16 protein-coding genes are annotated in these 23,723 nt (G+C 56.4%); 8 read left to right on the forward strand and 8 right to left on the reverse strand.

The features are described 5' to 3' along the window. The first annotated feature begins 25 nt into the window (after positions 1-25). Positions 26-3,382 (forward strand): PVC-type heme-binding CxxCH protein, encoded by a 3,357-nt coding sequence (locus tag CEE69_RS08595; RefSeq protein WP_099260463.1) that lies wholly within the window; start codon positions 26-28, stop codon positions 3,380-3,382. Positions 3,383-3,494: 112 nt separating this feature from the next. On the opposite strand, the gene pnp is transcribed toward CEE69_RS08595, so the two are convergent. The 3 genes from pnp to CEE69_RS08615 form a co-directional block, all read right to left on the reverse strand. Further along, the gene (gene pnp / locus CEE69_RS08600; protein ID WP_099260465.1) at positions 3,495-5,756 is read right to left on the reverse strand and encodes a polyribonucleotide nucleotidyltransferase; all 2,262 of its coding nucleotides are present in this window, start codon (positions 5,754-5,756) and stop codon (positions 3,495-3,497) included. Between the two features lie 501 nt (positions 5,757-6,257). Further along, positions 6,258-6,527 (reverse strand): 30S ribosomal protein S15, encoded by a 270-nt coding sequence (gene rpsO / locus CEE69_RS08610; protein WP_099260281.1) that lies wholly within the window; start codon positions 6,525-6,527, stop codon positions 6,258-6,260. 119 nt (positions 6,528-6,646) lie between these two features. Beyond that, positions 6,647-8,257, reverse strand: a complete 1,611-nt coding sequence (locus CEE69_RS08615; RefSeq protein WP_099260282.1) for a hypothetical protein — start codon at positions 8,255-8,257, stop codon at positions 6,647-6,649. 227 nt (positions 8,258-8,484) lie between these two features. Here CEE69_RS08615 and CEE69_RS08620 point away from each other — a divergent pair, with 227 nt between their 5' ends. Both CEE69_RS08620 and CEE69_RS08625 read left to right on the forward strand, forming a co-directional pair. Continuing rightward, positions 8,485-9,192, forward strand: coding sequence for a PTS sugar transporter subunit IIA (locus CEE69_RS08620; RefSeq protein WP_099260283.1), 708 nt, complete (start codon positions 8,485-8,487; stop codon positions 9,190-9,192). Next, a complete protein-coding gene (locus CEE69_RS08625; RefSeq protein ID WP_099260284.1) occupies positions 9,173-10,015 on the forward strand; it encodes a hypothetical protein in 843 nt (280 codons plus the stop codon). Before CEE69_RS08620 ends, CEE69_RS08625 begins: the two co-directional genes overlap by 20 nt. A gap of 194 nt (positions 10,016-10,209) precedes the next feature. On the opposite strand, the gene CEE69_RS08630 is transcribed toward CEE69_RS08625, so the two are convergent. Further along, entirely contained in the window at positions 10,210-11,898 is a 1,689-nt protein-coding gene (locus CEE69_RS08630; protein WP_099260466.1) for a ferredoxin, read from the reverse strand. A 598-nt stretch (positions 11,899-12,496) separates the two neighbouring features. Here CEE69_RS08630 and CEE69_RS08635 point away from each other — a divergent pair. From CEE69_RS08635 to CEE69_RS08650, 3 genes are all read left to right on the forward strand, one after another. After that, positions 12,497-13,888 (forward strand): tetratricopeptide repeat protein, encoded by a 1,392-nt coding sequence (locus CEE69_RS08635; protein ID WP_099260285.1) that lies wholly within the window; start codon positions 12,497-12,499, stop codon positions 13,886-13,888. Between the two features lie 242 nt (positions 13,889-14,130). Continuing rightward, the gene (locus CEE69_RS08645) at positions 14,131-15,654 is read left to right on the forward strand and encodes a trypsin-like peptidase domain-containing protein (protein ID WP_099260286.1); all 1,524 of its coding nucleotides are present in this window, start codon (positions 14,131-14,133) and stop codon (positions 15,652-15,654) included. 83 nt (positions 15,655-15,737) lie between these two features. After that, positions 15,738-16,445: a hypothetical protein gene (locus CEE69_RS08650; RefSeq protein WP_233215060.1), complete on the forward strand. Its 708-nt coding sequence runs from the start codon at positions 15,738-15,740 to the stop codon at positions 16,443-16,445. On the opposite strand, the gene CEE69_RS08655 is transcribed toward CEE69_RS08650, so the two are convergent. Further along, positions 16,442-16,939: a response regulator gene (locus CEE69_RS08655; protein WP_099260288.1), complete on the reverse strand. Its 498-nt coding sequence runs from the start codon at positions 16,937-16,939 to the stop codon at positions 16,442-16,444. The genes CEE69_RS08650 and CEE69_RS08655 overlap by 4 nt on opposite strands. Next, entirely contained in the window at positions 16,929-17,504 is a 576-nt protein-coding gene (locus tag CEE69_RS08660; RefSeq protein ID WP_233215061.1) for a hypothetical protein, read from the reverse strand. Before CEE69_RS08660 ends, CEE69_RS08655 begins: the two co-directional genes overlap by 11 nt. Before the next feature lie 375 nt (positions 17,505-17,879). Here CEE69_RS08660 and CEE69_RS08665 point away from each other — a divergent pair, with 375 nt between their 5' ends. Next, positions 17,880-19,637: an alkaline phosphatase gene (locus CEE69_RS08665; protein ID WP_099260289.1), complete on the forward strand. Its 1,758-nt coding sequence runs from the start codon at positions 17,880-17,882 to the stop codon at positions 19,635-19,637. A gap of 50 nt (positions 19,638-19,687) precedes the next feature. Further along, on the forward strand, positions 19,688-20,674 hold the full coding sequence (locus tag CEE69_RS08670) for a Gfo/Idh/MocA family protein (RefSeq protein ID WP_099260290.1): 987 nt from the start codon (positions 19,688-19,690) through the stop codon (positions 20,672-20,674). 1 nt (position 20,675) lies between these two features. On the opposite strand, the gene CEE69_RS08675 is transcribed toward CEE69_RS08670, so the two are convergent. Together CEE69_RS08675 and CEE69_RS08680 are read right to left on the reverse strand one after the other, a co-directional pair. Beyond that, the gene (locus tag CEE69_RS08675; RefSeq protein ID WP_099260291.1) at positions 20,676-22,199 is read right to left on the reverse strand and encodes an RtcB family protein; all 1,524 of its coding nucleotides are present in this window, start codon (positions 22,197-22,199) and stop codon (positions 20,676-20,678) included. Between the two features lie 88 nt (positions 22,200-22,287). Next, entirely contained in the window at positions 22,288-23,565 is a 1,278-nt protein-coding gene (locus CEE69_RS08680; RefSeq protein WP_099260468.1) for a hypothetical protein, read from the reverse strand. Positions 23,566-23,723: the final 158 nt, after the last annotated feature.

A 23,723-nucleotide genomic window follows, 5' to 3' on the forward strand; every position in this document is an offset into this window, starting at 1 on the left:
AATCCGCCCCACAGAGATGAATGCCATGAGTCGTCTTCGATTAAAGTCCCTTCGTAGCGGGATGCCCGGGAGCATTGGTTATCGATCGTTCGCCGCCGGCGTGCTGGCGTGCTCTTTGTTCACAGGGGCATTTGGGCAGGAGTCAGAATCAAACAAAAGCCTCGCTTCGGATCTGCCGATCGGTGCGCCCGAACCAGCGACCGCAGCGGATGTCTACGGCGAAGGAGTGAGATCGACCGAGTACCGCACTCCGAGCGAAGAGCAAGCGGGATTTCACTTGCCGCCGAACTTCGAGATCCGGCTGTTCGCTTCCGAGCCCGATATTGCCAAGCCATTGAACATGGCTTTGGATTCCAAGCAGCGACTTTGGGTGACGGACAGCGTCGCCTATCCCTACCCGGTCGCGACGAACGAAGAAGGTCCTGATTCAGTCAAAGTTCTCGAAGACACCGATCAAGATGGGACAGCTGATTCGATCACGACGTTCACCGATGGCTTGAACATCCCAATGGGTGTCTTGCCCTACGGAGAAGGATGCTTGTGCTTCAGCATTCCAAACATCTGGTACTTGCGAGACACCGATGGCGATGGAAAGTGCGACGACCGTGAGGTTGTATTAGGTCCGTTCGACACGTCTCGCGATACGCATGGAATGATCAACTCATTGCGAGACGGTGGCGACGGGTGGATCTATGCCTGTCACGGCTTCAACAACCAAAGCAAAGTCGCTGGCAAGGACGGTCATGTTGTCACGATGCATTCGGGCAACACATTTCGGTTCCGTCCCGATGGCAGTCGCGTGGAGTTGCACGCGCGCGGGCAAGTCAATCCGTTTGGGATGACTCGCGACGAATGGGGATACTGGTATTCAGCGGACTGTCACAGCAAACCGATCAGCCAATTGGTCGCCGGTGCCTGTTACCCCAGTTTTGGCAGACCGGATGATGGGCTGGGGTTCCTGCCGCCGATGATGGATCACCTGCACGGAAGCACGGCCATTTCGGGCATTCAATTTTTTCCACCCGAGTCTTCGATCACACCGCTTCGGGGTCAATTCATCAGCGGAAACGTAATGACGTCGCGATTGAATTGGAACGAACGGGAGTTTGTCGGCGCGACCGCGAAGGGGCGGGCGCTTCCCGACTTTTTGACCAGCGATGATCCATGGTTTCGCCCAGTCGACATTCAAGTCGACGAACACGGGAACATCTACGTCGCCGATTTTTACAACAAAATCATCGGTCACTACGAAGTGCCGCTGGAACACCCGGGACGTGACCGGACGAGTGGACGGATCTGGCAAATCCGATACACGGGCGAGCAAGCCGACGACCTCGACGTGAACAGCACAGACCAACAACTGGTCTCGCGAATCCGGAAGAGTTTAGGGGGCGCCACCGATGAGGCAGCGTTAAAGGAATGCCGCGAGTTGCTGACGCACGAAAATGCACACGTGGTGCGAATGGCAGCGGAGTTTCTGGGGCGACGAGGAGAGATTTCGGACGTGACTCCTTTGGTTGCGACGTTGGCTGAAGTTGCTGACCAGGACTTCGTACTTCGGCAAACGATTCGCATCGCCATTCGCGATTTGATGCAACGTACGCCTCAGGACGATCCGTTTTGGAAGACCGTGCCCCATGCGGAAACGGCTTCCGCCATGCTTGGACTCAAGCAAAGCAAGGTGGTGGAGCCAATCCTGTCCTATCTGAAGGTTTCTCCGCTCACCAATTCCGACCAAGCAGCCAGGGAAGCTTTGCTGAGTCATGCGGTTTCGCTGGCCAAACCAATTCAAATGAATGCCTGTGTCGAATTTGCGAAGCAATTGGCTGACGACGATAGAGAATCATCGTTTGAGTGGTTACGACTGATTTGTGATGCGGGCAAATTTCAATCCTCGAACGTTCCCGCGTCAATTCGTGGCTGGGCGTTGGAGCTGATCGAATCGGACTGGAAAGACTTGACTGGAAATGCCGAGGTTTCGGTGGCGTGGTTCGGAACGGGGGATCAAAGTTGGATGCCCGAGCGGCGGCTGACCTATGTGGCGAGTTCTCCAGCGGAACGCGATAAGTTTGCTGAATTGAGCAGCAGCTTCCCACTTGGCGAGACTTACACCGGAACGTTTGCGAGTGATTGGTTTGCGGCACCGGAGCAGATCCAGTTTCGGATCGCAGGTCACAATTCACAACCGCAGGAAACGAACCCGAAGCAAAACTTGGTTCGCCTGCGATTGGCCGAGACAGGCGAAATCCTGCAGCAAACGTTGCCTCCTCGATCCGACGTGACCGAATTAATTGTTTGGGACACACAAAACGTCGCTGGCCAGTCGGTTCGTATCGAAGCGGTCGATGGCGATTCCGGTACCGCCTACGCCTGGCTGGCGATCGGCGACTTCACTCCAAAGCGAATTGCCCCGACCGGAGCGGCCATCCAGTGGACAAGACTGCTGAGCTGGATCGAGCGTCTGAAGCTGGTTGAGTTCGAGAGCCAACTGAACGAGTTGCTATCGGACAAACAACTTGGTGTGCTGACTCGATTGCGAGCGGCAAGTACGCTCGCAAAACTGAATGGCGAGACCGAACTCAGAACGTTGGCTCAATTTGTGTCGACGGGCACAAATCAATTCGCACTGGCTGAGTCGCTTGTCGCCGCCATCAGCGGCAAGCAGTGGGACGCAGTCGAACCACTCAAGAATCTTGGGCCGCATTTGAACGCTGCGCAGCAACGCGAATTGGTTTTGGAATGGATCGGTAGCGGTGCCGACATGAATTCAATGTTCTCTGCGATTGAATCGGGAGCTTACGCGGCGGAGACCCTGGTCGATCCGGATGTCCAACAGGCAATCGGCCCGCGACTGGACGATGCGTTGCGGAACAAGCTTGATGATTTGACTGAAGGGATCGTTTTCGATTCAGGACGAACTGAAAAGCTGAACCAGTTGCTCGTTTCGATTCGCAAGCTGAATGGCGACGCAGTGAATGGCAAAGCGGTCTTCACGAAGCAGTGCCAAACCTGCCATCAACTTCATGGCGAAGGGAAGCTGGTCGGGCCGCAATTGGATGGAGCCATCACTCGAAGCGTTGAGCGGCTTGTCGAAGATGTGGTGCTACCAGATCGGAACATCGACCAAGCCTTCCGATCGCAAAGCTTGCTGCTCGATGACGGCCGCGTCCTGGTCGGGTTGGTAGCCAGCCAGGATGACGAGATCATCAAACTGACGACCTCCGATGGAAAGAGCCAGGATGTTCCGGTCGACGCAGTTGAGATTCAGCAGGCGTCGCAACGATCCTTGATGCCCAACAACCTTTCGGACTTGATGACGGAGCGTGAGCTGGTGGACTTGATGGCGTACCTGAAGTCGTCGCCTGGTCACGACGGTCACTAAGAAACCCGGATTGACTATTTGAATTGTTCACTTTCGTTACAAAAAAACCCCGGCATCGAATTGGATGCCGGGGCGAAATGATCAATCAAGTGGAGTTTCGGTTGAGAAGCGATCAGTCGCGATCGCGTCCACCGCCGCTACGACGTGGGCCGCGTCCGCGACCTCCGCCTCCTCCGCCACCACTTCCGCCGCGTCGACGACGTGGGCGTTCTTCGCCGTCTCCACCGCCTTCGCTGTCGCCGCCACCTTCGCCTTCAACGGCCAAAGGATCTTCTTCGCCGAGCTCTTCGAGAGCTTTGCGACGGCTGAGCTTCACGCGATCGTGCTCGTCAACATCGATGACCAAGACCTTCATGGCGTCGCCAACGGCGATCACTTGGTCGAGGCTGCTGATGTATCCGCCACTCATTTCGCTGATGTGAACCAGTCCATCGCGACCAGGAAGGATCTCAACAAAGGCACCAAACTCTTTGATGCTGCTGACGGTTCCGTCGTAGATCTTGCCGATCTGAACGGTGGCTGTGCAAGCCTCAACTTGACGCATGGCTTCTTGAGCCGAGTCTTTGTTGCTGCTGGCAACCAAAACGGTACCTTCATCATCCACTTCGATGACCGCACCGGTCGTTTCTTGGATGCCGCGGATGTTCTTTCCGCCAGGACCGATCAAGGCACCGATCTTGTCGGGCGAGATCTTCGTGCGAAGCAAGCGTGGTGCGGTTGGCGAGATTTCGCGACGAGGACGAGGAATCGTCGTCAGCATCTTCTTCAGGATTTCGATCCGAGCTTCACGTGATTGTTTCAGCGTGGCGCGGATGATGTCGTTGGTGACACCGGTGACTTTCAAGTCCAACTGGATGCCGGTGATACCGTTTTGGGTACCGGCGATCTTGAAGTCCATGTCGCCGAAGTGATCTTCGGTTCCGAGGATGTCCGTGATCAAGCACCAGTTGTCAGGACCGTCTTGAACCAAGCCGACCGAGATACCAGCGACTGGGTTGCTGATTGGAACGCCCGAAGCCATCAGGCCGAGGGTCGCACCACAGACGGATGCCATCGATGAACTACCGTTGGATTCGGTGATGTCACTGATCACGCGAATCGTGTACGGGAAGTCGTCGGCGGAAGGAAGCACGGGAGCGACGCTACGCTCGGCCAAGCAACCGTGTCCGATTTCACGACGTCCAGGCCCACGAATCGGACGGCATTCACCAACCGAATACGATGGGAAGTTGTAGTCCAGCATGAACTTCTTGCTGTACTCGTCTTGCAGTCCGTCGACGCGTTGTTCGTCGCGACTGGTTCCCAAAGCGATCGTAATGAGGGCTTGGGTTTCGCCACGTTGGAACAAAGCCGAACCGTGGACGCGTGGCAACAAGTCGGTTTCGCAGTGGATGGCGCGAAGCGAGTTGTGGTCGCGACCGTCGGGGCGAGTGCCGGCGAGGATCAAGTCGCGAACGACCTTTTCTTCGAGGTCGTGCCAGACGGTTTTGAAGCGATTGACACAAACTGCGTCGGACGCATTTGGATCAGGAATGACGTCGGCCATGGCACGATCGCGAACGGCACGAACGGCTTCCGCGCGAGCTTGTTTGCCCGAAGTTTGCTGAGCGGCTTTGAAGTCGCTGTAGTAAGCGTCGGTCAGACGCTCGAGCAATCCGTCGTCTTCAGGAGACTGGTAAGGAGTCTTCTCTGGATTGACCTTCTTGTAGAACTCTTCTTGCAGGTCGATGACTTCGCGGATGGCGTCATGAGCGAAGCCAATCGCTTCCATCATTTCATCTTCAGGCATTTCGTTGGCGAAGCCTTCGATCATGGCAACCATGTCGCGGCTACCACTGACAATCATGTCCAACTCGCTTTCTTCGAGTTGATCAGCGGTTGGGAAGGCGACCAATTTGCCATCAACCTTACCGACTCGGACACTGCCGAGAGGGCCTTTGAATGGCAACGGGCTGATGTGCAACGCGGTGGCTCCACCGATCATTGCCAACACGTCGCCATCGTTTTGCAAGTCACTGGCGATCACGCAAGCTTGGACCTGAACTTCATCTTTGTAGCCAGCAGGCCACAGCGGGCGGATCGGGCGATCCATCAAACGCGAGCTGAGGATTTCTTTGGTACTGGGACGGCCTTCGCGTTTCAGGAAGCCACCAGGGAATTTACCAGCCGCAGCCAAACGCTCGCGGTAGTCACACATCAATGGGAAGAAATCGATTCCCGGACGTGGCGTACCCGATGCGGCCGCAACCAGCACAACGGTATCGCCGTATTGAACCAGCACGCTGCCGGCTGCTTGTTTAGCGATGTGTCCTGTCTCGAACGACAGCACCGAATCACCAATTTTTCGCTCCACGCGAACTTTTTGAACACTCACAACAACCTCTTTTCCTGCACTTACACAACAAACAACAATTGGAACGGCTTTTCCGAAGCCGGCCCGTTTTGCATCCCTGGCCAACAAGGCCTCGTCAGCCACAACGGCTGATGGGAAAGAGTGGCGACTGAGTCACCACGCAACAAAATGAAATGACCGTGAATTCGTCATACGACATCCACGATCCGCAACAATCAAACGTGGGCTTGGCTTGATTGGATCGCAGTGGAAACCCGAAGGTGCCACCAAGGAACTGCTTTGACGAGGAAGGCAAGTGCAACCGAAACGATTGCCCAGCAAAGTCACGTCAGAGTAGAGCCAGCGAAGCGGCGATCACGCTCGCTGATATGAATGGGAAGGATCTAAGTCCTGAAAAGGACACTCCCGAGTGCGTTGCTGAGCCGCAGTCAATCTACGACTCCGCCCCACCCCGGGACCAAAGAGCCCGGGGGGACGCACACCACATGGCCGCGGCCATGCCGTCGACCACCCGGTCACCAATTACTTGCGGATACCAAGCTTACCGATGATATCCAGGTAACGTTGTGGGTCTTGCCCACGAACGTAATCCAGCAGACGACGACGACGACTCACCAGACCCAACAAACCACGACGCGAGGCATAATCCTTGCGGTGGGTTCGCATGTGTTCGGTCAATCCGTTGATTCGTTCCGTCAAAATAGCGATTTGCACTTCAGGAGAACCTGTGTCTCCGGACGCGGCGCCGTGCTCGCTGATTACTTCTTCTTTCCGTTCTTTCGAAATCGTCATACCGACTGATGCTTTCCTGATCGTTAGTGATCGCGGTGGGCCAATGTTTCTGAATCGCAGGAGTTTAACGTGCCCCCCTGCGAACGCAACGTCAAATTCGCTGCCGCGGGAAAATCGGCTCAGTAGCCAATTCCAGCTCTTAGAATAAACGCTTCTTCCAGGCCTGTGTTGCCCAATGAAGAACGTTCGTAGAGCAATTCACGGTCAAACGAGATGCCGGCCTCAATGAAGCCGGAGCGTTGACCGGTTCGCAACAATTGCGTGTTGCCCCACTCGAATCCGAACATCGCGTTGATCTGATTGATATCGACGCGTTCCCCGTCGGGAGCGAGCAAAGTATCGCTGAGCGTCCAAGAATCGCCGCCGTATTCGCCGGCCAAGTACCACCAAACGTCACGCGTTCCGATCGTTCGCCAGTATTTCGCGATTTTTGGCTCAGGGAAAAAGATGTCGAACCGCGTGTATGGGTTGGGCTGCCACAGCAATCCCCCCGCAGGAAGGAGCTTCGTATCAAGACGGTCCAAGTAGTAAACGCCCGCCTTCAACGTCGATGTCGGCGTCAAACGAAAGGAAGCCAAGCCTTTTCCCAGCACCCGGATGCTGTCGCTGTTGAAGGTGTCGAAATCGGTGTACGCACCAACTCGCACCCCAAGCTCAGCTCCAACAATTTGGTTGGGGTCGGTTTGCCAGCCGAAATCAATGAAGGCTGCATAAGCACTGCTCGGCAACATTCGCGTGGGTGTGGCGGCCGGTGTGGCTGGTCCATCGAACAAGTACAGCGAAAACGATGGAACGACAAATAGCGGCCGAGTCGTGAACAGAAAATTCTGAAATGCGAACCCGATCGAAGCGTCGGTTTGGTTGTACCCAACATCCGTCGCTCCATCGCCGCCACCGATAAACGTGTGGCGAAGCCGAGGTCCGTTGAGCATCCGGTAAGCGCTGATCGCTTCAGGAGAACTGAATCCACCAGGGAACAAACTCGAAGGCGAACCCGAGAAACCGCCGGGGAACAGCGTCGAAGGAGAACCGGAGGGATAGGCTGCGGACGGATATAGATCCAACCCCGCCGAAGGAACGGCGGTGCCCGGATATCCTTGTCCGCCCGAGTAGGCCATCCCGGTTCCGGGGTAAGTCGGCGGCGGGCCGGAGTAGATCGAACCGGCGTCATACGGGACCCCGGTTCCGGCACCATATCCGGTTGCGAATCCGCTGCCTTGGAAGGTCGCTCCTTGGTACGGCGCGGTCGTCGAACCTTGGGTGAACATGCTGCCGGAGAACAAACCGTTCAACAGGCCTCCATTGGGATACGCTGAGTTTCCGGTGGCGGGAGGGTAGGCTCCGGCACTGGAACCTAAAGGAACAGGCGATCCGAGAGGTGTCGTGCCCGGCGGGGTCGTCGGTGTGTACTGAGGCACCGCGAATGAATTGGGAGCAGAGGCCGCGGACGCATACGGGTCAAACAACGAACCTGAAACGGGTGCCGTGTTTGGACGGGGCGGAGTCGCGAAATTGGGGCTGCTGTAGATCGAGCTTCCGTAGGCCCCATTTGGCGCACCATTCGCGGTAGCTGGGGGAGGAGCAATCCCTGATTGCCCGTACTGTGAGGCACCAATGGCGGGCGATTGGATCGGCGCGAGATTTGTCTGAGGTGTTTCGCCGTAATTCGATTGGGCATTCAAAGTTGCCGAATCCATCGCGACCATGCCGCATCCCAACAAAGCTGCCATCAAGGAGAGGACGATTCGAGAGAATCCTCCTATGATGGCGCTCGACTGCGGAGCGACGAAGGGATGGAATTGGTTCGCCAAAAGAAAACACTTTGAAGTCGGCGGGCGCGGTCAAAACAACAACTTGAGTCGATTTAGCGATTTTCACGAACTTTCGTCAAGATAAATCTGGCCGGCGAATGGCTCGTGAGCACCACAATTCATTGAAAACTAGGCAAGCATGAGCGATGGAAGATCTAGACATCCCGCAATTAGCTGAATATTTGCACATCACGCCTGACCAAGTCCGCAAAATGGTTTCGCGAGGAAATCTGCCGGGCCGGCGGGTCGGTGGCGACTGGAAATTCAACGAGGCCGAAATCCACCACTGGTTGGAAGAGCGAATCGGACTGAGCGACCAAGGCGAACTCGACCAAGTTCGTGCGGTACTCCACCGGCGGTCAAAAGCTCCGCCGCATACCCTCGCGGAAATCTGCCCCGTCGATTTGGTTTCCAATCCGTTTGTCGCCAGAACTCGCGGCAGCGTGATCCGAAACATGTGCGAACTTGCGAGTCGGACCGGCATGCTGTGGGACGCTCCCGCGATGGCCGAAGCCGTTTCAACTCGCGAAAAGTTGCATCCGACGGCTTTGGACTGCGGCGTCGCTCTGCTTCACCCTCGCCGTCCACAAACATCCATCTTGGCTGAGTCGGTATTGGCGATGGGGGTCTGTCCCACACCGGTGGCTTTCTCCGATACTGGGCAACTGACCGACATATTCTTTTTGATCTGCTCTTATGACGACAGTTCTCACCTGCGTATTTTGGCCAAACTGAGCCGGATCGTCTCCGATGAAGCCTTCCTGGAAGGCGTGCGTGCAAGTGACACGCCGGCGGACGCTTGGGCGATCTTGAACGAAGCCGAGATGTCACTCGATGAGAATCACGCTTTCTGAGTCGAACTCGTCCGCGCCACCAAACCAACGCGAAGGATGGCCGGACGCCCCCGAGCCAGCGGAGATTGCCGGTCCACCTTGCATCGTCGCTTGGGTGGGAGACTCTTCGGATCCGCTGACGCTTCAAGCCAAAGCTCTGTGCGAACGAAACGCGGATGCGGTCGCGACGTATCGCGATGTTGCGTCCATCGTTGCCTCCCCGCCGCGACTTCCGCTGACGCACGTTCTGTTGGCTCAAACCGATCGATCGCATTCGGTCGAAGCCAGTCAGATTCGTGATTTGAGGCGAGTCGCTCCGACTGCAAAGATCCTTCGTTGGTTGGGCCCGCTGGTGGCCCCATCGGTCGGATTGCCTGGACAAGACGACTGGATCGAGTCCATCAGTTGGCGTGACAGTTCCCACGCACTTCCAAACTGGTTGGACGGTCGCCCCGACTCGGATGACTCCGCTCGATCATGCACCACTCAAGGATTAATCATCGTCTCACGATCTTGGGCGACGGCGGACGCATTGTTTGACGCGGTTGAATCGATTGCGGCACAGCAAAATAAGTCGATGCCCGTGATGACCTGGCGGCGAGACGGACTGACGCGAGCGGACCGATTCACGAACGCCCACGTGGTCTGGGACGATTCGGTATGGCGTCCCTCCACGCCGAAGCCTTGTCGATTGCCGGCTGACGCAGCAAACCGCGAATACCGCCATATTTGGTTGACGGGTATGGCAACGCCGTCGCAGATTGACACCGCACTTCGCTCGGGCGTGAACGTGGTATGGAACAAGCCAACTCGTCGCGAGTCGATCGAAGCACTCTGGCGCTGAAGCACCTGGCGTTGAAATGCATTCTGCCAACAGGAGTTTCTAATATCGCCTGAATCACTCGGGCGACTGCGCATAGAAAAACCCGCCCGCGAAAAATCGCGGACGGGTTCGTTGCCGGCCGAGTGGAGTATCTCGGCCAAGCGTTTTGGAGTCGTTTTGCCCACGCAACAGTGAGCCAAGATTCAAGTCACGAACTAGCAGCCGGTGCAAGGTGATGCACTGACCGTTGCGCCACAGCTTCCACACCCGCTGCCAACCGACGGTGCCGATTGGTAGTGGATTGGAGTGCTGCATCCGCTTGCTCCACTGCCACCCATGATGACCGATGGTCCCACGTTAATGGCAGGTGCCGAGTAGCTGCCACCGATGGCGGCTGGTGCGGCACAAGGCGTGAAGGATTCTTCGACCAAAGTCGGAACCATCTTGCAGACTTGGACCTTCTTTTCTTTCGTCACGGTGACGGGAACGCTGATCGTGTACTCTTCAACGACTTGCTCGGCAACTTGGTCGTAGCGAGTGGTCGAGTAAGGTTCGACCGTGTACTCAGGCACGTTGTAAGTGAAGCTGACTTCCTTGGTACGTTCTTCCGTCTTGTAGGTGACGTAAGGAATCGTTTCGGTCTTGGTGACCGACGTGTAAGTCAGCTGTTTGCGAACACGAGTCCGAGTTTCTTCGTTGTACTGGACTTCTTTGCGTGTGCGTGTGCGGGTTTCGTCCACGTACTGAACGACCTGCTTTGATCCGGTACGAGTCTCAGGTTGATAGACGATTGTCGTGCACTCGTAAGGGACCTGGGTCGCTTGTTGTTCGTACACGGTGTAGTTCACGATTTGCGATTCGGTCGTGCTGGTCGTGACAGGGACTTCTTCGGTAACAACGTTGGGGACCCAAACGCGTTTGGTGATGGTGCTGGTCGTTGATCCGCAAGCGGTCGACGCAGGTGCTGAGTAAGAGACTCCGCCACCGCAACCGGCGTAGGTTTGGCCGCAACCACTGCCACAACCGCCACACTTCGAAACGCAACCGCCGCACGATCCACATCCGCCACAACGACGTCCGCAGGATCCGCCACAGGCAGATGAAACAGACGAAGATGATCCGCAACCGCCGACGTAGGCGACGTTGGTTGCAACCGGTGCTGCTGCAACTTCGACGACTTGTTGTTCCCAGTGACCGTAGTCTTTGGTGACCGTTTGCATGGTGGTCTTAGGAACGGCGACTTCGATGGTACGGCTCTTGGTAACTGGAACAGCATTGACAACCGTTCGAGTCTTTTGCGTCGTCACGGCTTGTGGCACGTTGACGGTGTAAGTGAAGGTTTCGTCAACCAACTTTGGAACCTTGACGGTGTAGGTCTCAGGAACGTCGACCAAGGTTGGAACGCGAACGGTGTACTCTTCCGGAATTTCCGACCACTGTGGAACCGACTCGGTGACTTCGACTTGCTTCTCTTCCTTCACGGGAACCAGAACCGAGTAAGTGATTGTCTTCGTGTCCGTCTTTGGCACGTTGACCACTTTGGTGCGGTACTTTTCTTCCGTCACAGGAACAGTCTTGTAGACAGTCTTGGTGCGGAAGCGAGTTTCCGGTTGGCTCTCGGTCACGTTGACCATGCGAGATTCGGTCACGTAGGTCGGCTTCATGACCACGCGATAGCCGACGACAGGTTCGCAAATGGTTTCGCGAACGGGCACCGATGAAGTGACGACCGAACCGCTCATCACGGACGGGCCGCTGCTGTAAGCGACACCGGTCGAATACGTTTGGCTGGGAACGACATAGCCTTGGCCGCAACCAATCGCTCCGCCGCAACCGCTGCTGACCACGGGGGCCGAAACGCCGCACGGATCGGAACATCCGCCGCACGGAACACATTGAGCCATGGCGGTTGCCACCATGGAGGCGAGGCATGCTGCAGCAATGCCTGCGAAAGTGGATCCAAACTTCACTGGAGAAATCCTCAAAGAGTCATAAACAACGACGGAAACGAATGCCAATCGAAGTCCGACGGCACACGTGAAGGGTGTGAATCAAAGGGTGCGGGCAATCGTCATCCGATCAACACTTCGACGGACGCAAACCAAAGGTCTTGTGACCGCCCCGGGGGGCCCGGCCGCTACTCTGTTGCAACAGAGTAGATCAGCCACAGAGCGTTACAATCGTTCAGGTCGCAAAAAAGTGCCTAATTGTTGCAATGGGCACAATCATTGCATTCCGCACAAACATCCTACAGCACGCAGATTTGCGTGGGTCAACCACCTTGGGCGTCGAAACCGTGCGAAGGAAACTTTCGCCGCGGGGAAATGTCGGGAAGATTCCCATTTCGCTCGCGGTGTCCCTCGTGAGAGGAGTTTCCGGTTGATAAATTTCTTGTTGGCACGCTGGGTCCTCCTTTGAATCGATCGCTGGAGGATTCCATTTTGAGACTGCCAGACAGTCGACGATCCGGCCTCAACCGAATCCTGCACCCCGAAGAAACCTATGAACGCCCTATTTGATTCCTTCCGTTGGGCCGTCCGCATCGGATCCTCCGCTTTCGCAATCGCCACGGTTTGCTGGATCAGTCCCGGACTCTGCGTCGCAGCCAAACCAGGCCAACCGGTCGTCGCTCGCGTCGAAATGCAATTCGCGAAAGAAGACAAGGTCGTCGATGTCATCGCCAAAGGTGATCTGCTGACCGTCGTCGAAGATCGCGGGGAAGATTATGTGATCGTGACCCACGATGGGACTCGCGGTGCCGTCGACAAAGTCAACGCGGTCGAGCTGGCTGAATCGACCGAGATCTACACGGATCTGATCGAAGAATTCCCCGAGGAGGGCCGCTACCACACGCTCCGCGCGTCGGCATGGTGGGCACTGGGCAAACAAGAAAAGGCAATGGAGGACTTCAACGAAGCCATCGACAAGGGCTACGAAGTCGCTCACGCCTACAGCAGCCGAGGCCTGTTTTTCGCGGCTCGCGGCGAACATGAGTCCGCCATCAAAGACTACGAACGTGCGTTGAAGCTCGATCCCGAGGACATCACCCCTCTCATCAATCGAGCCGCCGTTCGAATGGCTCAGCGTGAATTCGAAGCCGCAATCGGCGACTACACCGAAGCTCTCGAGGTACGAGAGGGCAACGCGGGGCTACTTCGGCAGCGAGCTTTGGCTTACAAGTCCGCCGGTGAGATGGAAAAAGCCATCGAGGACTACGACGCGATTGTCGACGACAACCCGGAAGACGTCGCGGCGATCATGGGCAGAGGCTACATCCGTTTTCAGCAGCACGAATACGCCGCGGCCGCCGCCGATTTTTCAGCGGCGCTTGAGTTGAACGAGAAAGACCCCGTCGCCTGGAACAATCGCGGATACAACCGTTACCAGCTTGGCAAAGCGAAGGACGCGCTCACGGATTACGAGAAGGCGATCGAGTTGGCTCCCGAATACGGGTTGGCCCACCAGAACCGAGCTTGGTTGTTGGCGACCACCGACGACAAATCGTTGCGAGACGCTGACGCCGCCGTTGAAGCCGCGAAAAAGGCCTGCGAACTCAATGGCTACGGCAACGTCAGCGACCTGTCCGCATTGGCGGCGGCGCTCGCGGCTCAAGGGGAATTCAAGGAAGCGGTTGGTTGGCAAGAAAAGGTAGTCGAGTCGGCTCCCGAAGACGCCAAAGAATTCGCGGGCAAAATCTTGGACCGATATCGAGCTGGAAAGCCCTATATCTCGGACCCCGCCGCGGCTGAGAAAGCTGACTTGGAAGCGGCCGAGAAAGCAGCCAATGCAAAAGCCGAGAAAGAAAACGCGGCTGCGAAGAAAGCCGCGGCGAAGCGATTGGCTGAAGAAGCTGAAAAAGACGCGAAAGCGACGGGATTGGAGAAGGCCGAGTAGTTCCCAACTGAAATCAATCGTTTCGCGAAAACGTTGGCTCGTTCAATTTTTTTGGAATTCTCGTCAGAAACGCTCAAGTTTTGGCGGATGGCCAATTCAATTGGGGTTGCCGTGGTTCGTGAGGATGTCCGACCATCGCGCGACGGACACAAAGTCGTTTCTTCGTCGCCAAGGATGGTGAGGGAGAGCTCAGGGACGCTTTGTGCTGAACGAACTATTCCATCGTCCAAGGAGGGACGAGAGTGCAAACGACTCATCAACTGGCTGGCGTTCTCGACCGATCACGGCAATTTCGTTGGTTTGCCCAACATCTCATGATTCAGTTCATGGCCGTGTGTTTCTCATGTGCGGCGATCGCCTCATCCGCCTTCGCGACTGACGCCGTCTTGCTGGAGTTTTCCTCGGCTCAGTGCGGACCGTGCTTGGCCATGAAGCCGGTCGTTTCCGAACTGATCGCTCGCGGAGTCCCCGTCCGCCAAGTCGATGTCGGCAGCGAAACTCACTTGGCCCGCCGGTTTGGAATCCGCAGCACACCGACCTATGTGGTCCTTCGCGAAGGAAAAGAAGTCACGCGATTGCTGGGCGTTCAATCAGTGAGCGAACTCTCTGCCGCCTTGAACCAATCCGCTGCTGGGCCCCTGATTCCCACACGCAGTTCTTCGACCGAACAAGCTTGGAACGAACCTCAAACCCGGTTGGCCCCCCTGACCTCCGGACAAAACGCCGTCGATCACAGCCCACGCCGAGCAATCCGAAAAGAGCGAGCCGACAGCGGTTCAAATTTCGCTGGCGATTGGCAATCGATGAACAACGCTAACGGATCCTCCGAACGCTTGGTCAGCGCTCGCGATGCCGCCATGGAGCCGATGCCCAGCATGTCGCTGGCGGGCGCCATTGAGAACGCAAAAGCCGCAACGGTTCGCTTGCGAGTCTTCGACGGTCGCGGATACGGCGCCGGCACCGGAACGATCATCGACACCAACGGCGACGAAGCCTTGGTGCTGACATGCGGCCACTTGTTCCGTGATGGCGAAGGCAAAGACCGAATCGAAGTGGACCTGTTTGTCGCTGGTGAAGTCCGCACCGTCGAAGGCCAAGTGGTCGATTACGACGCTGGCGACCGCGACATCGGTCTGGTTGCCATTCGACCTGGTTTCCCAGTCACTCCCGTGAAGGTGATTCAAGAAGGCGAGAAGGTCAAAGTCGGACAAACCGCATTCAGCTATGGATGCGATCGAGGCGATGACCCAAGTCGTCGCGACACCCGAATCACTGGTGTCGACAAATACAACCAAAACCTGGGCATGTCCAATCTTGAGATCGACGGTGCCCCGATTGATGGCCGCAGCGGTGGTGGCTTGTTTGACGACCGTGGCGTGTTGATCGGTGTGTGCAATGCAGCCGACTACAAATCTGACTTGGGCATTTACACCGGACCAGGTTCGGTCCACTGGCAATTGGAACGGATTCAACTGGGGCGTTTGTATCAAGGCAGCCCCGCCGCTCCCGTCAGCAACGACCTGGCATCGACCGAGTCGGCTCCTTCGCCACCTTCGAATCAATTCGTTGGCGAACCAGCACTCAACGCCCCCAGCCAAAACGGTGCGAGCGGCCGCCAGTTCGGTGCAGCAACCGCAGGTGCCGCAACCGAAATGATCGTGATTTTACGGGATCCCAATGGCCAGCAACGCGAACAGGTGATGACACTGAACAGTCCCGATGCTGATTTGGTTCGTCAAATTCGCCAAGCCGCGATGAGTCGATAGCGATGGCAGGTCGAGGCCTGCGATACACGCTCGGAATTCTTTGGTGCCGCATCGTCCCTGCGTGGTGCCTTCGATACCGGTGCATGGAAATCGTTCGGCTTGGCGCCCCAGCCAACGCTCACGGATTGGCTCACCGAACCGAAGCGGGTGCCTACCTCGCTCGCAAGGTTGATTCACGCGATGAGATCGAAGCCGTCGAACGCGTGACGCTGTATCAGCGGAGTCCACCTCAGCGAGCAAGCGAACCAAGTAACAACAACATCTCGAGCGAGCCGTCGTTCCAGGCTTACGGTCTGTTCCTTGATGAGAGTCGAGAACCGAACCTCTCGTCGAGCGACCAAGTTCACCCCGAGAAAGTAATTGTCGGTGGCGTGTGGCTCGCAGCCAAACGGTTCGACGAATCCGATTTGCATCTGCAAATTGAATTGTCGGAGCACCAGCATTGGCTCTTTGCCGCAAGACTGTTGCCAAACGTTCGAGGTCGCGGTGCCTATTCAACGCTACTTCATGAGGTGCTCTCATCCAGCGTATTGCCCGACCCTAAGAAAGCGGTGGCCGTTTGGGCAGCGATCAATCCCGCCAACCACCGCAGCATGCGGGCTCATGCCCGGTTCCAAATCGCGAACGCCGGACGGATTCACGTGCTTCGGATAGGGCCGTTCGCCATCAGCTGGCGAGGCAGAACGTCAATCAGGCCAATGATGACGATGAATCCGAAGTGGACATTTCGCGGCAGCGAATCACCGATTCGATTGCGAATCGGCACCGATCAGTCAGCTGATCGGGTCTAGGCTCGCAATGTGCCCGAGGGCGAGCGACTGTGGTTCCCGGCTGCTGCGGTCACCGCGGCTTGTTGCAGGTGAATCATCAGCTTCTTGTGATCTCGAACGACACGCAAGAACTCGTCTTCACTGACTGGTTTTTGAATGTAGTCGTACACTCCCAGCTCGTCGCAACGTGTGCGATAGGACGCATCTTCGCATGCGGTCAGCACCACGGTCGTGACGCGAGACGAGTCCGATTGCAGCTCGGACATCTCTTCGAGAACATCGATTCCAGTGCCATCGGGAAGAATCATGTCCAACAACAGAAGGTCCAAACGCGGCGCCCGCGCGAAAATCCCCGTCCGTTTCATGAACAATATGGCTTCGTGAACGCTGCGGACCAGCGTCAATCGGTGATGCAAGCCGCTTCGTCGCAGAGCGTGAATGGTTACTCTCGCATCGACCAGTCCATCTTCCACCAACAGAATCTCCATTGGTTTCGTGCGTGAATCACCTAGCATTCGACTGCTCCCTTTCGATCAGTTCGGCTTCGAGACGTTCATGACGGGTCATCTCACGAGAGAATTGTGCAACTTGTTCGGCGAAAGCCAGCAAAGCGGGGCGATCGCAACCTCGATATTGTAATTCCTCGGACTGCTCGACGAGATCACAAAGGTCCAGATAGAGCCTGCAGTGCTGCTCGAGGGCCTGGTGCAACTGCCGCTGCACGTCGGCGAAATCCGGCTGGAGGGGAGCCAACTGGGGGGCAGGCCCCGCGGCGTGCAGGTAACCGTACGACTCTTCCAAGCCAAACTGCAGCGAGATCAGATCCCGCAACTCGCCAAGTGCTCGGACGAATTGTTTGATTTGGTCGCGGGTGGTCGACTCAGCGTCCCACTCATCCGTTTCACACATCGCCCGCAATTCGCTGGCGGCGTGCCACAGATTTGGGTTGCTGTCCTTGATCTCTTGCAGGAAGGCTGCATTGATCAAAATTGTCTGGGAGGCGTTTTCACCATCCCGGACCAAAGCGTCGGGAGCACCCAGGGGTGCGTCCCTTCGAAGATCGGGTTTTGCGCTCGTCATACCAATGCAATTCCTCCGTGCGTTGGTGGCCCGTTCTCTGGAAGATCACGTCCAGAGCAGTGACTGTGAGGGTACGATTGCTAGAACCGGTCGTCAAGGAATTTTGCCAGGGTGGTGGCGTAGAATGTCACCTCCTTTGCACTTGTCGAGGATCAGACTCCCTCTAATCGTCGCCCTTTGACTAACGTGCGGCGCCAACCGGGGTAGACGCTCCCTTCGGTTGTGAGTCGTCGCCAGAATTTCGAGGACACTTCTGAATCGTTTCTTATTACGATCTTCGCCATTGCCCCGTTTGACGAGTGGAATTTTGAAGACATGATGTCACTTAATTCCTCACCCCACCCCGAACGTCCCGCCCCACCAATTCGCGATTCAATGATCTCGACAAGATTACAATTCGTTGCCTGTCTGCTCGCTTCTTTTTTGGCCATGCCCGCTTCTGGCGAGGAAACGGTTGCCAAGCTGCTCGAGAAAGCCAAAAGCTTGGTCGACATTGATGACGCGAGAGCACCTGGAGTGACGACCTCGGGTGAACCGGTGGTCGATCCTTTGCGTGAAATGCAATCCAATGCGATCAAGGAACAATCCGCTCCCTGGGGTCACTGGGGCAGCAACCCAAAGAAGTACAGCACGTGGACCAACCACAGCAACCGGATGGTGCCGCTGTACACGTTTGGGTACACCCTGAATGACCTTCGAGAAAAGGGAAGCCTGTACAGCAACCCGGAACGAATGAAGGAACATTTTGGGCGAGTGGACGAAGAGTCGCTCAACCCAAACGCGAATTACTACGATCAAGTCGACGTCTACGACTTGCAGATGGCTGCGGTCAAATCGGGCAAGCGACACGTGATTCTGGTCGTCTACGATGGAATGGATTGGCCGACCACCCGAGCGGCCTCGCTTTATCACAACCAAAGCAATCGCTATGACAGTGGACGCGGAACCGGCCTGATCTTCCAAGACTACCGAGGCACAAAAACAGACTTCACCTTCTTGGTCACGACACCATTCGCCTCCAGTGCCAAGATCGATGTCAACTCACAAACGATCACCGCCCCCAGCAACGATTCCACCGGCGGGTATTCACCCGATCGTGGAGGACGCATGCCTTGGCACGAACAATCACGTCGTGATTATGTGATCGGCCAAGACCGATTGGTGCCTCACACGGTCGCCGATTCAGCCGCAACAGCGACCAGTTTGATGTCTGGCGTGAAGACCTACAACGGTTCGATCAACGTGATGCCCGATGGATCACACGCGGTTCCAATCGCTCGTAAGTTGCAAGCCGATGGCTTCAAAGTCGGGGCGGTGACCAGCGTTCCCGTCAGCCATGCAACACCGGCATCAGCGTATGCCAACAACGTCATTCGCCAGGACTATCAAGACATCACTCGCGACCTAGTTGGATTGCCATCGTCGTCTCACCGTCAAGAACCTTTGCCGGGTTTGGATCTACTGATCGGCGGTGGATGGGGAGAAGGCACGGGCGAAGACAAATCACAAGGCGACAACTTCTTGAAAGGCAACAAGTACTTTCATGAATCCGATCGAGATGCTCTGAAGAAGAACTACAAAGCAGGAAAGCCAAACTCCTACGTTGTCGCTGAACGAACCGAAGGAGAGTCCGGAGTGGACGTTTTGAAGACTGCAACCGAAAAGGCGATCAAAGAAGAGGCACGCCTGCTTGGTTTCTTTGGCACCAAAGGCGGTCACCTCCCATTCCAAACCGCAGATGGCAACTTCAATCCAACCTTCGATGTCAAGGGAACGGAGCGTTACACCCGTGCCGACGTCGTGGAGAACCCAACGGTTTCTGACATGACGCAGTCCGCCTTGGACTTCCTATCCGCTCCGCAGAAGGGCTCGGACGAAAAGTCCGACTTCTGGTTGATGGTCGAAGCAGGCGATGTCGACTGGGCCAACCACGCGAATAATTTGGACAGCAGCATCGGAGCTGTCTTCAGTGGCAATGACGCCTTCGGAACCATCGTGAATTGGGTGGAAGAGAACGAAGCGTGGGATGACACGGCTGTGTTCGTCACCAGCGACCACGGTCACTTCTTGGTGATCGAAAACGTTGACGCGATCAGCGATGCAGCTCAAACGGCTGCGGCCGCCAACCGCTGATCCAGCGGACAATCTCCAGTGCACAACTCATTGAAAAGAAGTGAATCTCCATGACAATCCGCTGGGGACTGATCGGCACCGGTGACATCGCCCACAAACGCGTCGCGGCGGCCATCCAGAGTGACTCTCGCTCGGAATTGGTCGCTGTTTGCCGACGCAGCGAGCGCGAATTGCATCAATTTGCGAACCAGCACAACGTTCCTCATCGATTCACTGATTCGCAGCAGTTGATCGAATCGCCGGAGGTCGACGCGGTCTACATCGCCACGCCTGTCGATTGCCATTGCCCACAAACAATCGCGGCGGCAAACGCGGGCAAGCATGTCTTGGTCGAGAAACCAATGGCGATCGATCCTGAACAATGCCAACGCATGATCGAAGCGTGCGAGCGGGAGGGAGTGACTCTTGGCGTCGCCTATTACCGGCGTTTCTATCCCGCGGTGGAGCGAATCAAGCAACTGATCGAATCAGGAGCCTTGGGCCGTGTGCTGTCGATCGCCTGCGTGACTGGCAATCCAAATTGTTTTCCGGTTGATGATTGGCGAGTCATCACCGACCGAGGTGGCGGGGGCCCGTTGATGGACATCGGCAGCCATCGATTGGATCTGTTCTTGTACCTATTCGGCGAAGTTCAAACGGTTCAATCTAGCGTCATCGATTCGCCTGACTTCGAGGCCGAGCAGGTGGCAACCCTGTTGATGCAATTCAAAAACGGCGTTCACGGCGTGTTGCAAACCTACTTTGGCACCGTCAACACTCCCGATCGATTGGAAGTCATCGGGACCGAAGGAAGAGTCACCATCGAAGACCTCAACGGCGACGAACTGAATCGGTTTCACTCCGAAGGAGTCACGCAAGAATCTCATCCGCCCGCCGAGAACTTGCACGCACCGTTGATCGAAGACTTCACGCTGTCGCTCGAGCAAAAACGCGCCCCGAAAATCAATGGTTTCCGGGGCAAGCAAACCAACGACATCATCGAGCTAGCTTACGAGAACGCCGGTGGATCCAATCGAACCGCCGGCGATTTGCGCTGACTCAATCATCGGCGGGGGCACCGTCCTTGAGCACGAACTTAGCTTTCAACCGTGCGACTTCATCGGCGAGTCCCGCCTGAGTGACACTCTTAAGAACCTCCGTGAAGTCTTTGTACGCATCGGGTGCTTCGTCTCGTGGATAGACCCGGCAATTGCTGATGACGTCGTGGTCGAGCAGGTTCTTGTCGACCGTCGATTGGTTCAGGTTCTTCTTCGCCTTGGTGCGGCTGAGTTGTCGCCCCGCACCGTGGTTCACGCTGAACGCCGACACGGATGCACCGGGTCGCGCGACCATGATCGAGGAACCATCGCGTGGATTCCCGGGTAACAAAATCGGGTGACCCGTCGATGCGAATTCGGTACCCGCCAGTTGTTCGTGCCCCGCCGGCAAAGCCCGTGTCGCTCCCTTTCGATGAACCCATTGCTGGCGCCCATCGACCGGTTCTTGGCGAGCGATGTTGTGACTGATGAAGTAAATCAACTCACCTTGGATTCCCGGGAAAACTTCGCGGAACGATTCGAGAACCAACTGATTGATCAGCATGTGGTTGACCGTTGCAAAGTTGGCTCCCATCGCCATGTCACACAGGTAACGTTGGCCTTCGGGTGATCCCGCCTCGGCGTAGCACAGTTGCGGATCACCAGCCGGAAATGCAATGCCGTTGGTTTGAAAGTGCGACTTCATCGCTCGGAATTGCCCCATCGCCAAATCGTGGCCAAACCCACGCGACCCACAATGAGACAAGAACGCGACGCGACCGTTACGCAGTCCCCACTGTTCACCAATCGATCGTAGTTTGGGGCACTGTGCCAACGTGACGACCTCGGCTTCACCAAAGTGGTTGCCTCCGCCGTAGCTCCCCAATTGACGAAACTTGCTCTCGATCCGATCGCGTTTGTCGCGTTCTCGTCCCATCCATTCGAGTCTCGCTGCGAGAGTGTCAACCGATCCATCCGGAGCGGTGTGCGATGCGTCTTCGCAGCGATTGGCCCAAGACTTAGGGATGCCGAGCGTTTTCAGAACCGACTTTGACGCACCTTCGGTTGCCACCTGGAATCCAAGCGGACCATCGACGCTTCGGCTCTTGGGGACATGTCGCTGACCGCGACCGGCACCGGTGGGAACCCTTTTCGCGATTGCTTGAATTACACGGCGACGCATCTTCCAATCCGCAATCTCGTCCTCAGGCAAATCGGTTTGCAACAAACTCATGCTGCACTTGATGTCCACGCCCACGGGACCTGGGTAAACATGCGTTGGCGAAACCATCACGCAACCAACCGGCGCACCGTAGCCAACGTGTGCATCAGGATTCAGCACAACCTGTGACACCCCCGGTGCCAGACGACTGTTGATCGCCTGCTGGAAAGTCTGGCCACCAAACGACTGCCGAATGGGATCGGTTCCGATCACAGTGATAGGCGAGCATCCTCCGCCGACAGGCAAGGTTGCCGTCGCGGGTCCGCTGACTTCCAACATCTCGTGCATCGTGTCCATTGCACTGGTCCGATTGAGTTCATTCATGGGATTGATTGAACAACAAGAGAACACGAGATGTCAAAGGTTCGCTGCGAATCAGCCAGAACCGAGGAACCTCATCCGAGCAAGCAAATTACTCGGCCTGCGAATGCATCGTTCCGCGAAACATTTCGATCAGTTCTGTTTGGCGATTGAACAGATCCTTGGAGAGAGGCTGTTCCACCCTCGGCAAACGCACCGGACGTGAGGGACCATCTTTCTTCGCGTTGCCGGGCGGTGACCATTGCGATGATGTGTCGCGTGGATCGCCAGCGTCTTCGGCGCTGGTTGATTCATCGACGAAGGAAGCGGGAGCGACCATGCTTGGGTCACTTGCTTTTGCCGTTTCCTCGAAAACGGGATCTTCCTCAGCAACTTTCAGTTCGCTTCGCAGAGGAAGTTGGTCCACAAAACTTTCGAGCGTTTTCATCAAGACAGAGTCGGCGGGCATGCCGGTCGCATGCTGACGCGGCGATGACTTGGGGCCGTGATCCTTCTTCGCCATCACAACCAAAGGACTAGCCGCGGATTTGCCGGGATCGCAGAGTTTCAGGATCGCCCGCAAGTTTGCTTCTGTGATTTGACGACCTGGGCGGCTGGAATGCACAGGACGAGACAACGCAAAATTGCCCGGAGCATCGCTCAGCGACTGGTCGTGGCATTGGGCACATTTGGCCAGAAGAATTGGCTGTACCCGAGCGGTGAACGCATGCAGCAACCATGAGTTCATGACCTCACTATGCAGCGGGTCAACTGGTTGAGACGGATTTAATATTTCAGACGATCTTTGAATTTCACTGTCCGCTTCGACGAAGCTGGCCTGTTGAACTTCGCTCGTGTTTTGTTTGGGTTCTTCCGGACGAGTCAGATTGCGAAGCCGCGATTCCAAGTGCTGTGCCTCGGAATTCTCCGGGTCCGCGTGGTAGACGACCATCAATTGTTGAGCCGCCTGTCGATTCAACCCATGATCGATGCACCAACGGGCCGCGGACAAAGCTCGCTGAATGGGTCGCGAAGAAGTTCGAGCGGCAAACCATTGCTCCCGAAGCTCGAATAGAGATTCCAAGCTGTCTCGCGCACCGATGACTTCCTTCGCTGGCATTCGGATTTCAGATCCGCCGCGGCGCACGATGACGGATTCTCCGGCGATCTGAACATCGCCTCGAAGAACACGATCGTTTCGAAGCAGCACAAATTTGCCGCTTTCTGCTTCGTCGGTTTGAGCGAATGCGGTCATTGCGGAACCAAACCACCCGACTGCCAACCAAGCAATCGCGAAGCCGCTGACCAACCACCATCGCGAACGTGGCACCGCGAAAATTTTTCGCGGTGAGGCAGTGGGGACGACGGCGCGTGGGAATAACTCGTTCATGTTCGATTCAGCTACCAAAATTCGGTCGCCAAAGTCAACGTGCAACTCGCATCGCCATTTCGAATTCCCCGGTGAAGGTCGAAACGGCACGCGATTTGACCTGCCCGCTTTCGCCTTCCGCTCAGACGCACACAGAACTTGATCGGAATCATCTCGAC

Origin of the sequence: Rhodopirellula bahusiensis (genome assembly GCF_002727185.1) — a bacterium.
GTDB classification, from domain to species: Bacteria; Planctomycetota; Planctomycetia; order Pirellulales; family Pirellulaceae; genus Rhodopirellula; species Rhodopirellula bahusiensis.

What these genes read in the sequence shown, in the direction of transcription:
- rpsO (WP_099260281.1), bottom strand. Translation starts at nt 6,527, where the DNA reads ATGACGATTTCGAAAGAACGGAAAGAAGAAGTAATCAGCGAGCACGGC.
- CEE69_RS08680 (WP_099260468.1), bottom strand. Translation starts at nt 23,565, where the DNA reads ATGAACGAGTTATTCCCACGCGCCGTCGTCCCCACTGCCTCACCGCGA.
- CEE69_RS08675 (WP_099260291.1), bottom strand. Translation starts at nt 22,199, where the DNA reads ATGAATGAACTCAATCGGACCAGTGCAATGGACACGATGCACGAGATG.
- CEE69_RS08625 (WP_099260284.1), top strand. Translation starts at nt 9,173, where the DNA reads ATGAGAATCACGCTTTCTGAGTCGAACTCGTCCGCGCCACCAAACCAA.
- CEE69_RS08665 (WP_099260289.1), top strand. Translation starts at nt 17,880, where the DNA reads ATGATCTCGACAAGATTACAATTCGTTGCCTGTCTGCTCGCTTCTTTT.
- CEE69_RS08650 (WP_233215060.1), top strand. Translation starts at nt 15,738, where the DNA reads ATGGAAATCGTTCGGCTTGGCGCCCCAGCCAACGCTCACGGATTGGCT.
- CEE69_RS08670 (WP_099260290.1), top strand. Translation starts at nt 19,688, where the DNA reads ATGACAATCCGCTGGGGACTGATCGGCACCGGTGACATCGCCCACAAA.
- CEE69_RS08595 (WP_099260463.1), top strand. Translation starts at nt 26, where the DNA reads ATGAGTCGTCTTCGATTAAAGTCCCTTCGTAGCGGGATGCCCGGGAGC.
- CEE69_RS08655 (WP_099260288.1), bottom strand. Translation starts at nt 16,939, where the DNA reads ATGCTAGGTGATTCACGCACGAAACCAATGGAGATTCTGTTGGTGGAA.
- CEE69_RS08615 (WP_099260282.1), bottom strand. Translation starts at nt 8,257, where the DNA reads ATGGCAGCTTTGTTGGGATGCGGCATGGTCGCGATGGATTCGGCAACT.
- CEE69_RS08620 (WP_099260283.1), top strand. Translation starts at nt 8,485, where the DNA reads ATGGAAGATCTAGACATCCCGCAATTAGCTGAATATTTGCACATCACG.
- CEE69_RS08635 (WP_099260285.1), top strand. Translation starts at nt 12,497, where the DNA reads ATGAACGCCCTATTTGATTCCTTCCGTTGGGCCGTCCGCATCGGATCC.
- CEE69_RS08630 (WP_099260466.1), bottom strand. Translation starts at nt 11,898, where the DNA reads ATGGCTCAATGTGTTCCGTGCGGCGGATGTTCCGATCCGTGCGGCGTT.
- CEE69_RS08660 (WP_233215061.1), bottom strand. Translation starts at nt 17,504, where the DNA reads ATGACGAGCGCAAAACCCGATCTTCGAAGGGACGCACCCCTGGGTGCT.